Here is a 13,579-nt window from a genome sequence, read left to right as displayed (position 1 = left end):
CTCATGATGAAAATGAAAACGTTAGTGCGCAGTATACTGACTGGTTTTGTAACCTGTATGGTTACTGCAGTGTATGCTGAAGACATAGAGCTATACGTTAACTATAATGTGAAAACAAATGAAAAACCGCGTGTTTTACTTATTTTTGACACTTCTGGAAGTATGGCATTTTCTACTGCAACGGGTAAAAGTTGTGGCTACAGCAGCTACACGGGCTATGTTGTGTGCCCAGACAGTCGTCTTGGTGTAGCAAAAAGTGCGATTACAAGCTTAGTAGATAACAATGACGATATTGATTTCGGTTTGATGCGTTTTAATAGCACAAATGGCGGTTATGTATTAGCTGGAATAGGCTCGTCATCTTCATCCTTGAAGACAGCCATTTCTGTACTACCTGCTGACGGGGGGACACCTTTAACAGAGACGCTTTGGGAAGCCTATTTATACATTACGGGTCAAAGTTTGTATTACGGAGAAAAAGTTAATGAGGCTTGGCGAGACACGTCAGTAGAGACAAAAGTCAGAAGGGGGTCAAAGCGTAAACCAAAATACAGTTATACATATATCTCTCCATTTGATACCACAGAGGAAGCAAAACGCTGTGATAACTCTGTTAATGTTATTTATATGACAGATGGTGACCCCTCTTCAGGCTCAGATAATGAGCAAGATGGAGAAATCAGTGATCTCTATAAATCTTATTTCGGTAGCAATTTAAGCGGCTCTGATAAAATTGCGGGTGTTTATTTACACAAGCTTGCGCAGATTATTCATGGCACTGAAGATGTTAAAGTGGATTTGTTTCCTTCAACATCTGATATTCATGAAACAGGGCGGGTGTATACGATTGGCTTTGGTAGCGGTATGAGTAAGGATGGTAAACGCTTATTATCAGAAACCGCTGATTTAGGCGGTGGTCAGTATCTTCATGCTGACACTGCAGAACAATTATCAAAAGCTTTAAAAAATACGATAACACGCATACGCGAAGTAAATGATACTTTTACTTCACCTTCTATTGCGAATAATAATGTTGATCAAACACGCAGTCGTGAAGGTATTTATTATGCAATGTTTTACCCAGAAACCGGTGCTCGGTGGCGTGGAAATCTTAAAAAGTTGAAAGTGTCAGGCGATGAAATCGTTGATTTGGATGGAAAGCCGGCATTAAACGCTGATGGTTTGATTGCAAAAGGGGCAAAGACATTTTGGTTACCAGATAATACAGCACCAGACGGGAACATTGTTCAGGAAGGTGGTGCAAATCTTATGTTATCAAACCTATCATCGCGGACCATTTATACCGATGCCGGGAGCGCTGGGTTAGTTGATTTTACTAAGTCGACAGTTTCTACGGCACTAGGTGGCGACTTAGCGGCAGCGTTAAAGTTTAATTTAACTACAGCAACAAGTGTCAATTCGTTGACTCTTGGGCTCTTATCGACCGAGTTAGATAAAACGATCAAGTGGAGCCGAGGAATAGATGTGGATGATGAAGACGGTGATGGCAGTACCAGTGATCAACGACAAGATATTTTTGGTGATCCTCTGCACTCAAAACCTGTGACAATTGATTACGGTAATGATGATGTGCGCATTTTAATTGGCACCAATGCAGGTTACCTACACTTTTTTCAAGATAAAAATGATGTATTAAAAGAAAGCTGGGCTTTTATACCCAGTAGCTTATACAAAATTATTAAACCATTACGAGAGAATCAAGAAAAATCAAAGGTCTATGGTGTTGATGGACCTATTTCTGTGTTCTTTGATGATAAAAATGGTGATGGAGTTGTAAATGGCACTGATCGTGTTTGGGCGTTTTTTGGCTTAAGACGTGGCGGCAATAATTATTATGGACTGGATATTACAAACCCAGATTCACCTCGACTCATGTGGGGGGGACCGATTATTGGTGGAACGGGAGACTTTAAAGAACTTGCGCAATCATGGTCTAAACCTACGGTGACATACATTAACTTAAAAGGGTATGAAAATCGACCACTGCTTGTTTTTGGTGCAGGGTACGACACCAATAAAGACAATGTTCTGCGTACTGAAGACACAAAAGGGCGCGGTATTTATATTGTTGATGCACAGAGCGGCAAAAAAGTGTGGGCTTTAACGTCGAGTGAAAATGGCTTTGCAGGTAAACACAGTATTGCTTCTGATATTAGTGTTTTGGATTCTGATTATGACGGTTACACTGATCGATTATATGCATCCGACACCGGCGGTGATGTATGGCGTATTGATATGCCTTCAAATAGCCCAACGAGCACAGAAAGTCCTTGGACACACTTCAAACTTGCGAGTTTAGGCAGTGCACTTGCATCTCAAGATCGTCGTTTCTTTTATAAACCGATGGTTGCGAGAACAATGTTTAGTAAGGTCTCTGAAACAGACGTAAATGGTAAGTCGGTTAAAACACGTATTGATACCCCCTTTGATGCAGTATTACTAGGTAGTGGGAATCGCTCTAAACCAACGGGCACCACAACGAGTGATCAATTGTTTATGATCCGCGATATCAATACAGTAACACGCTCATTCCAAAGCGATGAGATTCCAGCGGCGATCACCCAGGCTAATTTAATGAATATGGATGCTGACCCGTTTGGTAATGCACTTGATAGTGTAGATAAATTTACCGATTTAGAAGTTGAATTAGGTCAATACCATGGTTGGTATTATAACCTTCTAGCGGCTGGTGAAAAATCACTGGCAGCAAGCACGGTTATTGGAGGAGTCGCTTATTTCACCAGTTACGCACCCGCTTCTTCAACAGAAACAGCGAATCAGTGTTCATTAACAGGGGGCTCAGGGAGTTTATATGCGTTCCACTTACACTACGGTACAAAAGTGTATGATAGTCTAAAATTTACGACCTCAAATGATGTACCTGATACACCTCAGCTTTATTTCGGTGTTGGTGATAGCTGTGTTGATAGTAATAATAATGGTTTTTGTGATGAAACCCCGGATCCTGAAAACCCGGATCCTGAAGACCCGAATCCTGAAGACCCGAATCCTGAAGACCCGGATCCTGATAACCCAGATGTGATCAAAGATACAGACGAAAAAGTCAAAGAGATGAGTCAGTTCTTAACCATAGGACCAGGTCTTAAAGGCGAGCAAAACCCCTTTAAAGTGAAAGAAATACAAGGTCCGGGTTTAACGGTTAAAGATGGAAAAATACAACTGGTTAATGATGCAACTCCGATTGGTTTTGGTTTTAAAACACAGCAAACCTATATTTATAAGCGAGAAGTAAATGACAAGAGTAACTAATAAAGTAAAAGGGTTTACCTTAATCGAACTGATGATTACCGTGGCAATTTTAGGTATTATAGCCAGTATTGCGTTACCAAGTTACTTTGAGCATGTTAAACGCACCGCCAGAACAGAAGCCATTACTGCATTACTTGATGCTGCCAATAAGCAAGAGCAGTTCTTTGTCGATAACAGGCAGTATACAACAACTTTGGCTAACTTAGGGGTCAGTGCTACAACTGAGAATAATTTTTATAAAATTTCAGTTGTTGTCGATAATGATGCCGGTACATTCGCGTTTACTGCCACACCCGCAGCAGGGCCCGTTTTGCAAGATGGCGAATGTGCAACATTAACTATTTCAGATACAGGATTAAAAACCTCAACGGGCTCTGCGAGTGCGAGCACCTGCTGGGGTAAGTAATCCCTCATTGAATAATTGAAATATCAGGATTGGCATTTGTTGGTGTCTTTTAGCCGAGTACGCCCAATAGAGCTTATTGAAATAGCAAGCCCTTTAAGGCTTGCTATTTTGTATTCAGGGCAGTACACAAAGGTGCCATTATTAAATCCCACAGGCGTGCCATCTGAACGAAATGTGATTGAATGGCGGGGGTAAGTTAGCATATCAAGTTTATCGACTGCTTCAAGTTCCCAAATAATAGTATCACCTTCATCAAACACCCCAATATCGCCCCTGTCGACAAATACGGTGAGTGCTTTGTGCCAGTGCTCTCGATTGCATTGATTTTCTTGCAGCCCACAAAAAGTAACGTACGTGCTGTGGGTTTTTGCGTTATGACGGCTTACGCTTAATGCGCGTTTAACTAAGTGAGTGCGGTTTTCTAGGCGACTTTTAGCTAGATAAGGCTTATATTCAAACAGCGCAATATTCATAAGTATTGCGACTATTGATAGCACCACTAAGCTTTCGATGAGTGTTGCACCATTCCTATGGTGTAATGTGTTTAAGGTCTCCATCCGTGAAGACTCCAAATTGTGACAGTTTAATTAACTATAGTTGGACCTAAAATGGTGTCAAATTATGGGGCTTAATCACAGGTATTTGTTGTATCACCTAGGTATAAAGCAGTGCCAGATTTTAATACCTGCAATGCTTTGTTGTTATCATTTGCGCCAGAAGGACAAAAAGTAAAGGTACCTGGATCAGAGGTGATCATGCCGCTAGTATCAAAGATAAGTGCGTTATTGCCACTGAAACTCAGTTTACTCGTTTTAGGGATTTCTTGGAGGACTCTCAAAGTGGTATCGCCATTAGCAGGGTTATAACTGCCATTCTGATCTGAATCAAAAAATACAAAGACCGTGCCTTGGTCCCAATCATTAGAGCAATTCATTGCTGTATTACTCTCAATATTAGCTGTTGCTCCACTACAGACTACAACAATTGCATCGCTACTGGTGGCTTTTGCCCGTGCAAAGCTAATACTGCGCTTTAATTCTTGTAAGTAGCTTTCGGCGCGGTCATTTTCTAGCAAATCAGAGCTATCCCACAGTGCTATGGCAGCCACAATGCCCACGATTGCAATAGTGACCATCAGTTCGAGGAGTGTAAAGCCCTTTTGTAATGATTTCATTGTTGTCTCTACTTTTAATACTTTATTTAATAATATCATGATTGTTGATTTTATCACCGTATTTCATAGCTTTGTTTGCTATAGAGAGCCGTATTGTCTAAAATCGAGGCAATCAAGAAATAATAAGTAGCCTTAAAATGAAAAAAATCGAAGCAATTATTAAACCATTCAAGCTTGATGATGTTCGAGAAGCATTATCAGAGGTAGGCATCACGGGGATGACGGTTAGTGAAGTTAAAGGTTTTGGCCGTCAAAAGGGGCACACAGAACTCTATCGCGGTGCTGAATACATGGTTGATTTTTTACCCAAGGTAAAACTAGATATTGTACTAAGTGATGAAGACGTAGATAGAGCTATTGATGTGATTGTTAAAACGTCACAAACAGGCAAAATTGGTGATGGTAAAATATTTGTCACAGATGTTGAGCGTGTTGTGCGTATTCGTACCGCAGAAGAAGATGAAGACGCAATTTAACGAAATAGCAGTCACACACACTGTAAAAAAGGCGCCAAATTTGGCGCCTTTTTAATGCTTATTCAGCGCTTAGACTATTTACGCTTATTTGCTTCGCGCGTTTCTTTAGCATGCGCACTTAGCTCAGGTAAACCTAGCTTCTCGTAGCTTTTCTCCATGATCTCTAATGCTTGATCCAGGTAACTGCTTTGCGAGTAGTGTTCAACGACATATTTACCTCGGTTTGCAGCGGCAAGATAAGCTTCACGTTCGTAATAGTACTCTGCTACTTTTAGTTCATAACGCGCCATTTTGTTAAGTAACCATACTAAACGTTTTTTCGCTTCTGGCGCATAAACGCTATTTGGGAAACGTTTCAGTAAGGTTGATAAATCGGTAAATGCAACCCGAGTGCGATTTGCATCTCTATCCGCACGGTCTACACCAAAGTATTCTTGGAATGCGTTTTTGTCTGCTTTGATATTAACCAAGCCACGCATGTAGTACATGTAATCTAAATCTTTGTGATTTGGGTTTAAACGAATGAAACGGTCAATTGTTGCGAGAGCTTGTTCAGTATTGCCTGCTTGATAATGTGCATACACGAGATCCATTTGTACTTGTTTTGATAGTGGACCAAATGGATAGCGTGAATCAATAGCGCTTAATAACTCAATAGCTCGTGCATAAAGGCCCGAATCTAACGTTTGTTTCGCATCTTCATATAAAGCTTGTGCAGATTTATTCGGAACGCGTTGAATATCTTCTTGATCAGGAGCAGATGAACAGGCTCCTAGGCCAAGTAATGAAACTGAAAAAACAATGGCGAACGCACGTTTCCCTATTTTATTTATCATTTTATTTATTACCTTCGATGTCTTCGGCTAGGCCAAGTGAGGAAAACCGAGTAAACTATACATACAATGCTAATTAAAGCGATTCTAACCCAGTCGAGCAAAGCTTGCACTGGTAAATTGGGTAAAGTTACTAATGTCAGAGCAAATTTCTCTCCAAGCCGAGGTTCCAATTGACCTTGGCGGTAAACGTCTAGACCAAGTATTGGCGCAATTGTTCCCTGATTATTCTCGTTCACGTATAAAAACGTGGATTTTAGATGATAAAATCACCGTGAATGGTGAAATATTAAACACCCCGCGTGAAAAATTACTCGGTGGTGAACTGGTCAGTGTTGAAACAACCATTGAAGCACCGCGCGAGTACGAGGCACAAAATATCAAATTAAACATCGTTTATGAAGACGATGATATATTAGTAATCAATAAACCGATGGGATTAGTGGTACACCCAGGGGCTGGTAATCCAGACGGTACAGTATTGAATGCCTTGCTTCATCATTACCCCGATATAATTAACGTGCCGCGTGCAGGTATCGTGCACCGTCTTGATAAAGACACCACAGGTTTAATGGTGGTAGCAAAAACAATTCCTGCGCAAACGCACTTAGTGTCTGCACTGCAAAAGCGTGAAAACTTCACACGTGAATATGAAGCAATTTGTAATGGCACTATGACGGCAGGCGGTATGATTGAAAAGCCAATTGGCCGTCATGCAACAAAACGTACTCACATGGCTGTTCATGAAATGGGCAAACCTGCGGTGACTCATTACCGTGTTGCTGAAAAGTTTCGTGCTCACACACGCTTACGTTTACGCCTAGAAACTGGCCGTACTCACCAAATTCGTGTGCACATGGCGTATTTAAACCATCCACTGGTTGGTGATCAGTTATATGGCGGGCGCCCACGTCCACCGAAAGGCGCAACGCCAGAGCTATTTCAAATGCTGAGAGACTTTAAACGTCAGGCATTGCATGCGGTTAAATTGTCAATTGCGCACCCTATCACAGGTGAGTTAATGACTTGGCAGGCGCCTATTCCAGACGATATGGCCGCTATGACAGAAGCATTGCGAGCTGATACGAAAGCCAATCCAAATATTGAGTATTAAACATTATGATTACGCCAACATGGACTGCCCCTGACACTATTGGGGCCCTCAGTACAACTCGTGAAAACGGGGTATCTAAGGCACCGTTTAATAGCTTTAATGTGGGGTTTCATGTTGGTGATGATGAGCAAGCTGTGCAGGCAAATCGCACTGCTTTAACGAGGCAATTGCCAAGCCCAGCTGTGTGGTTAAATCAAGTACATAGTGCGGATGTGGTGGTGGTTGATGAACGCGTTGATATTCATTCAGTAAGTAGCGCTGATGCACTTTATACTCGCCTAAAGCAGCAACCGCTTGCCATCATGACGGCCGATTGTTTACCCGTGCTATTGTGTTCAACGTCAGGGGATGAAGTTGCTGCGGTTCATGGTGGGTGGCGCGGATTAGCGAAGGGAATTCTTGCCAATACACTGAGTAAGTTTAAGGCTGAGCCTGCTGACATCATTGCCTGGTTTGGTCCTGCTATCGGGGCTTTGCAGTTTGAAGTCGGGCAGGATGTTAAAGATTGTTTTTGCGATCAAAACCAGATTCATCAGCATGCATTTACTGCCCAAGGTGAAAAATACTTAGCGGATATTTATTTACTTGCCAAGCAGCAACTCACTCAGCTTGGTGTTGTGGGTATTTATGGCGCAGAGTATTGCACCTACTCACAGCCATCATTATTTTTTTCGTATCGACGAGATGGTCAAACAGGGCGAATGGCAAGCTTGATCTGGCGCAAATAATCGCACTTTTTAGTGATTAAATTTTCATCTCTTACTTGAACAAACTACATATCATACCCATTAATTAAGCAATTAGTTTTTTTAATAGGTAAACCTTCATGCGTTTAGATAGATTTACAAGTAAATTTCAATCTGCGCTTTCAGATGCGCAGTCATTAGCACTTGGGCGCGATCATCAATTTATTGAGCCCGTGCACTTAATGTATTCATTACTTCAGCAAAGTGGCTCTAGTGTTCGTGCACTCCTTGCGCAAGCTGGTGTGAGTGCAGACGAGTTAAATACAAAATTATCACAAGAAATCGAAAAGCTTTTTAAAGTAGAAGGCGTTGGTGGCGACGTACAGCTATCGAATAATATGGTTTCGTTAATTAACTTATGTGATAAATATGCTCAAAAGCGTAAAGATAAATATATATCGAGTGAACTTTTTGTACTTGCTGCGTGCGATGATAAAGGCCCGCTTGGAGATATATTTAAAGCGCTCAATATTACTTCAACAAAAATTGAAGCGGCCATAGAGGCTATTCGTGGCGGTCAAAAAGTGGATGACCCGAATGCGGAAGAAACCCGTCAGGCATTAAAAAAATTCACCATCGACCTTACTGAGCGTGCCGAGCAAGGTAAGCTTGATCCTGTGATTGGCCGCGATGACGAAATACGCCGTACCATTCAGGTTTTACAACGTCGTACGAAGAACAACCCCGTGTTAATTGGTGAGCCAGGCGTGGGTAAAACAGCCATTGCTGAAGGCTTAGCACAACGTATTATTAATGGTGAGGTACCCGAAGGGCTCAAGAGCAAACGCGTGTTGTCGCTTGATTTAGGGGCATTAGTTGCGGGTGCTAAGTACCGTGGTGAGTTTGAAGAGCGTTTAAAATCAGTTTTAAATGAATTAGCCAAAGAAGAGGGCCAAGTAATCCTCTTTATTGATGAAATTCATACCATGGTTGGTGCAGGTAAAACTGATGGTGCGATGGATGCAGGGAACATGTTAAAACCTGCTCTTGCACGTGGTGAGCTTCACTGTGTGGGAGCCACAACGCTTGACGAGTATCGCCAATACATTGAAAAAGATGCAGCACTTGAACGTCGCTTTCAAAAGGTATTCGTAGCAGAGCCATCGGTAGAAGACACTATCGCGATTCTTCGTGGTTTAAAAGAGCGTTACGAGCTACATCACTCTGTTGATATTACCGATCCGGCAATTGTTGCAGCGGCGCAGCTATCGCACCGTTACATTAGCGATCGTCAGTTACCCGATAAAGCGATTGATTTGATTGATGAAGCGGGCTCGTCAATTCGTTTACAAATTGACTCTAAACCAGAGTCACTTGATAAACTTGAGCGTCGTATTATTCAGTTAAAACTCGAAGATAATGCACTTGCCAAAGAAAAAGATGAAGCAAGTCAAAAGCGTCGTACTGAAATGCAAGAGCTAATAGCTGAACTTGAAGTGCAGTATCGTGAGCTTGATGAAGTATGGAATGCCGAAAAAGCTTCTTTGCAAGGCACACAAGTGATTAAAGCGGAGCTTGAACAAGCTCGTTTAGACTTAGAAGTCGCGCGCCGAGCAAGTGATTTACAACGGATGTCTGAATTACAGTATGGCCGTATTCCTGAACTTGAACGCAAGTTAGATCTTGCATCGCAAGCAGAAATGCAAGAAATGAGCTTACTTAAAAACCAAGTTGGTGAAGATGAAATTGCAGAAATTTTATCGCGCTGGACAGGTATACCCGTCTCTAAAATGCTGCAAGGCGAGCGAGAAAAACTACTGCAAATGGAAGATCAACTTCATCACAAAGTCATTGGCCAAGATGAAGCCGTGGTTGCTGTAGCGAATGCAATTCGTCGGTCACGTGCAGGGCTTGCTGATCCAAACCGCCCAATAGGTTCTTTTTTATTCTTAGGCCCAACAGGGGTAGGTAAAACAGAGCTTACTAAAGCGCTTGCAAGTTTTATGTTTGACACTGAAGATGCCATGGTGCGTATTGATATGTCTGAGTTTATGGAGAAACACTCAGTGGCACGCTTAGTGGGAGCACCGCCGGGTTACGTTGGATATGAAGAAGGTGGCTATTTAACAGAAGCTGTTCGTCGTCGTCCATACTCTGTTATTTTGCTTGATGAAGTAGAAAAAGCGCACCCCGACGTGTTCAATATACTTTTACAAGTGCTTGATGATGGCCGCTTAACTGATGGACAGGGTCGTACCGTTGATTTTAAAAATACGGTGATCATTATGACCTCAAACTTAGGATCAGACATCATCCAAGAGCAAGCTGGTTCGAACGACTATGCAACGCTAAAAGAGAAAGTGATGGGCGTGTTGGTAAGCCAATTTAGACCCGAGTTTATAAACCGGATTGATGAAACGGTGGTATTCCATCCACTTGCGAATGATCATATTAAAGAAATTGCCGATATTCAGTTAGGTAAACTGCGTGAACGCTTAACCGAAAAAGGCTATCTTCTGGAGGTAACTGATGCTGCCCTTGACCGTATAGCACAAAGTGGTTTTGATCCTGTCTATGGTGCACGACCGTTAAAACGTGCAATTCAGCACACCATAGAAAACCCGCTAGCGCAGCGCTTGCTTGGAGGTGAATACCTACCTGGTGCTATTATCCATATTGATGCAGATGAAAATGGGTTGGTTTTTTCAACCCGTTAATATCGGCAAATAAAGAAGCCGCATCAAATGATGCGGCTTTTGTGTTTGATTAAACAATTTAAATAAATCGCTTATTTAAGAAACACTAAACTTTAAACGTTAATAGCATATCGTTTACTTTGCGCGACCCCTCAACGAGGCCTGCGGCATCTTTAGCTACGTTATAGCTGAGCTTTAAGTTCTCTTCGCTGTGTCCTTTAATACTTTCAACGTTTTCGCGTATATCTGCACTGACAACTTGTTGCTCTTCGGCTGCGGTAGAGATTTCGGTCGCCAAACCAGATATTTCATTTATCTGTGCGAATATACTCGCAAGCTCAGCTTGAGTATGTGTGGTTGTTTCAACACAACTATCAGCTTGTTGCTTAGTTGACTGCATTACTTTAGACCAACTAAATAATGTATCTTGAATTTCTTTAATTGAACTATGAATTTGCGCAGTGGCGTTCTGTGTTCGTGAAGAAAGTGCACGCACTTCATCGGCAACGACAGCAAAACCTCGACCATGATCACCTGCACGGGCAGCTTCAATTGCGGCGTTTAAGGCAAGTAAGTTTGTTTGCTCAGCTATACCTTCAATTTCAGTCATCACTTGGCCGATTTTATCGGCTTCACTGGCTAATGAATTAGCGGTTGTTGCTGCTTGTTCAACTTGGTTAGCAAGGTCTGATACCATTGCGCTATTGTCTTCAATATGCAGTTTGATATCTGTACAGCTTTGGTATGTATCATTTACTTTTTCAGCTGTATGGTGCGTATTTGCTGATATTTCACCAATGGTTGCGCTCATTTGTGTCATTGCAGTCGCAATATCACCTAAACGCTGACCTTGTGCCGCTATACCCTGCTCAGTAAGCGATGACTGCGTATCTAAGTTTGTAGCGATATTCTTAAAGGAGTAGGTCGAGTCTTTAACGCGACCCAGCACTGTTCGTAATTTTGCAAATAGCATCTGCTGGTTATATTGCGCAATACTAAATGGGTGTGCACCGCAATACACATAGCGTGACACAGAATCAAACTCTGCACGCTGTGATTTAAGTGCTGAAGGAGATGTATGGACTCCTCCCCTAAATAGGGTAAGTACGGTATAAAGAAATTGCAAAACCACTTTTACCAATAAGGAATCCATACATGTCAAAATTTAACTTAATTTGTATCGACTTGGCAAAAAATGTTTTTCAAGTCGGTCAATTTTTTCATCAAAAACTACAAAGTAATAAAGCGGTAAGCAGAAAAGAGCTACTGTCGATACTCACCACGTCTCCTCGTTGTAAAGTTGTTATGGAATCATGTGGCGGTGCTCATTATTGGGCACGCAAGGCGCGTAGTGTTGGTCATGAAGTCGTGATTCTAGACCCTCGATTTGTCAAAGCATTTAGGATTGGCCAGAAAACAGATGCAAACGATGTTATTGCAATAGCTGCGGCTTCTTTCTCACCCAATGTTCGCCCGTGTAAATCACTGACACAAGCACAGCAAAGCCTACAGTCGATAGAGCGAATGCGTGCGTTAGCTGAAAAGCAGAAACGGCAGTTGGCGAATCAAATCAGAGGCTTGTTACTTGAATTTGGAATTGTAATCAAGCAATCAGAATGCGCGTTTAGGCAGGCTATCCCTGAGATTTTAGAAGATAGCGATAATGGGTTAACCGCTGGTTTAAGGCAGTGTATAGCGCAGTGCTATGAATTATTTAAAGCCCAATCAACATTAAAAGAAACATTAAATGAGTTACTGACAGGCTTAGTAAAACAAGATGAGCAATGTGAACGCTTACTGGCTCTTGAGGGCGTAGGGCCTATCACCGCGGTTGGTTTATTAATTAGCTTAAGTGACACAACCCATTTTACGAGCGGACGTAATGCAGCAGCCAATATTGGCGTCACCCCACGTCAGCACTCAAGTGGTGGAAAAGTGCGAATAGGTCATATAGCCAAATACCGCGGAGAGATGATATTACGAAGTCACTTATTTCTGGGGGCCAGAGTCACTATTAACTCATCATAATTAAGCGCAGCAAGCAGTAAAATAATGGCAAGTGTCGCTAATACAGTCATCAACGATGTGGTAAAACCAAGTGCAATAACCCCCGCAAGAATAATAATCAAAGACACTATTTGCCTTAGTGACACATTTTCGCGAAACGAGGCGATTGATTTGCCATCATTAATCTTTTGATACAAAGCCGTAGCGCGTGTTTTCAAGTGTTCAGAGGGTTTTGTACGCACTGATTGATAGCCGACTAATTGTCCATGTTCGTAAATGGGTGTGACAAAGGCATCAACCCAATAATAACGTCCATCTTTACAGCGGTTTTTTACCATGCCTCGCCAAGAGTGGCCTTGTTTAAGCTTTTCCCACATTTCTTTAAATGCGGCTTTAGGCATATCTGGGTGGCGCACTATGTTATGGTTTTTACCTAATAGCTCATCTTCGGTATAGCCCGCTATGTTACAAAATTCTGTGTTTACGTAGGTAATTACCCCGCGTAAATCGGTTGTCGAGACAAGCTCCTGTTGTTCAGAGTATGTCACTTCTTGATTAATGATTTCTTGCCCACGACGCATATGAGTCCTTGAAATATACTTTATTACGGTGTGCGGATTATAATCTCAGAAAAATGTAAGGGAAGAGGGGACAAGCTGATTACTGCTAAAGTTTTAGAAATTTTATTCATCCCTTGATCTAAAACAATAACTTGTCTGATAAATTATGCTTAAACTAACCCTTTTGTATTGCATGAAATGAATGTCAAAAATAATCGGTCTTGCTGATGGGGGTGATGAAGCAATTTAGCATCAATGAAGTGCCCTCAAACCAATTGTATAATAGTATTCACAATGGCAAGATGAGCTATGAGTGACGGAGCATAAAATCAAACA

10 protein-coding genes and 2 pseudogenes are annotated in these 13,579 nt (G+C 41.8%); 7 read left to right on the top strand and 5 right to left on the bottom strand.

Annotated elements, in window-relative coordinates:
- Positions 1 to 6 precede the first annotated feature (6 nt).
- The gene (locus GZH31_RS10990) at positions 7 to 3,291 is read left to right on the top strand and encodes a pilus assembly protein (RefSeq protein WP_180311640.1); all 3,285 of its coding nucleotides are present in this window, start codon (positions 7 to 9) and stop codon (positions 3,289 to 3,291) included.
- Positions 3,275 to 3,697 (top strand): type IV pilin protein, encoded by a 423-nt coding sequence (locus GZH31_RS10985; protein WP_180310979.1) that lies wholly within the window; start codon positions 3,275 to 3,277, stop codon positions 3,695 to 3,697. Before GZH31_RS10990 ends, GZH31_RS10985 begins: the two co-directional genes overlap by 17 nt.
- A 23-nt stretch (positions 3,698 to 3,720) precedes the next feature.
- On the opposite strand, the gene GZH31_RS10980 is transcribed toward GZH31_RS10985, so the two are convergent.
- On the bottom strand, positions 3,721 to 4,254 hold the full coding sequence (locus GZH31_RS10980; protein ID WP_180310978.1) for a GspH/FimT family pseudopilin: 534 nt from the start codon (positions 4,252 to 4,254) through the stop codon (positions 3,721 to 3,723).
- Positions 4,255 to 4,325: 71 nt separating this feature from the next.
- Positions 4,326 to 4,871, bottom strand: coding sequence for a GspH/FimT family pseudopilin (locus GZH31_RS10975; protein ID WP_180310977.1), 546 nt, complete (start codon positions 4,869 to 4,871; stop codon positions 4,326 to 4,328).
- A gap of 137 nt (positions 4,872 to 5,008) precedes the next feature.
- On the opposite strand from GZH31_RS10975, the gene glnB reads away from it, so the two are divergent.
- Entirely contained in the window at positions 5,009 to 5,347 is a 339-nt protein-coding gene (gene glnB / locus GZH31_RS10970) for a nitrogen regulatory protein P-II (RefSeq protein ID WP_036967074.1), read from the top strand.
- Between the two features lie 74 nt (positions 5,348 to 5,421).
- Here the strand turns inward: glnB and GZH31_RS10965 are convergent, their stop codons facing one another.
- Positions 5,422 to 6,183, bottom strand: a complete 762-nt coding sequence (locus GZH31_RS10965) for an outer membrane protein assembly factor BamD (RefSeq protein WP_036967077.1) — start codon at positions 6,181 to 6,183, stop codon at positions 5,422 to 5,424.
- Positions 6,184 to 6,316: 133 nt separating this feature from the next.
- Between GZH31_RS10965 and rluD the strand changes: the two genes are divergently transcribed.
- From rluD to clpB, 3 genes are all read left to right on the top strand, one after another.
- A complete protein-coding gene (gene rluD / locus GZH31_RS10960; protein WP_036967080.1) occupies positions 6,317 to 7,294 on the top strand; it encodes a 23S rRNA pseudouridine(1911/1915/1917) synthase RluD in 978 nt (325 codons plus the stop codon).
- A 5-nt stretch (positions 7,295 to 7,299) separates the two neighbouring features.
- Positions 7,300 to 8,022, top strand: a complete 723-nt coding sequence (gene pgeF / locus GZH31_RS10955) for a peptidoglycan editing factor PgeF (RefSeq protein ID WP_180310976.1) — start codon at positions 7,300 to 7,302, stop codon at positions 8,020 to 8,022.
- Positions 8,023 to 8,120: 98 nt separating this feature from the next.
- Positions 8,121 to 10,697 carry an ATP-dependent chaperone ClpB gene (clpB, locus tag GZH31_RS10950; RefSeq protein WP_065978558.1) on the top strand — a complete coding sequence of 859 codons (2,577 nt, stop codon included), beginning with the start codon at positions 8,121 to 8,123 and terminating at the stop codon, positions 10,695 to 10,697.
- Between the two features lie 85 nt (positions 10,698 to 10,782).
- Here the strand turns inward: clpB and GZH31_RS10945 are convergent.
- Positions 10,783 to 11,715, bottom strand: a pseudogene (locus tag GZH31_RS10945) (methyl-accepting chemotaxis protein); the annotation flags it as partial.
- 116 nt (positions 11,716 to 11,831) lie between these two features.
- Here GZH31_RS10945 and GZH31_RS10940 point away from each other — a divergent pair.
- On the top strand, positions 11,832 to 12,704 hold the full coding sequence (locus GZH31_RS10940; RefSeq protein WP_180310974.1) for an IS110 family transposase: 873 nt from the start codon (positions 11,832 to 11,834) through the stop codon (positions 12,702 to 12,704).
- Between the two features lie 127 nt (positions 12,705 to 12,831).
- Here the strand turns inward: GZH31_RS10940 and GZH31_RS10935 are convergent.
- Positions 12,832 to 13,264: pseudogene (locus GZH31_RS10935) on the bottom strand (PAS domain-containing protein); the annotation flags it as partial.
- Between the last annotated feature and the right edge of the window lie 315 nt (positions 13,265 to 13,579).

This window comes from Pseudoalteromonas sp. JSTW, assembly GCF_013423925.1.
Classification (GTDB): Bacteria; Pseudomonadota; Gammaproteobacteria; order Enterobacterales; family Alteromonadaceae; genus Pseudoalteromonas; species Pseudoalteromonas lipolytica.
Note: the sequence above shows the minus strand (reverse complement) of the source record. Positions and strands in the feature narration are given on the sequence as shown.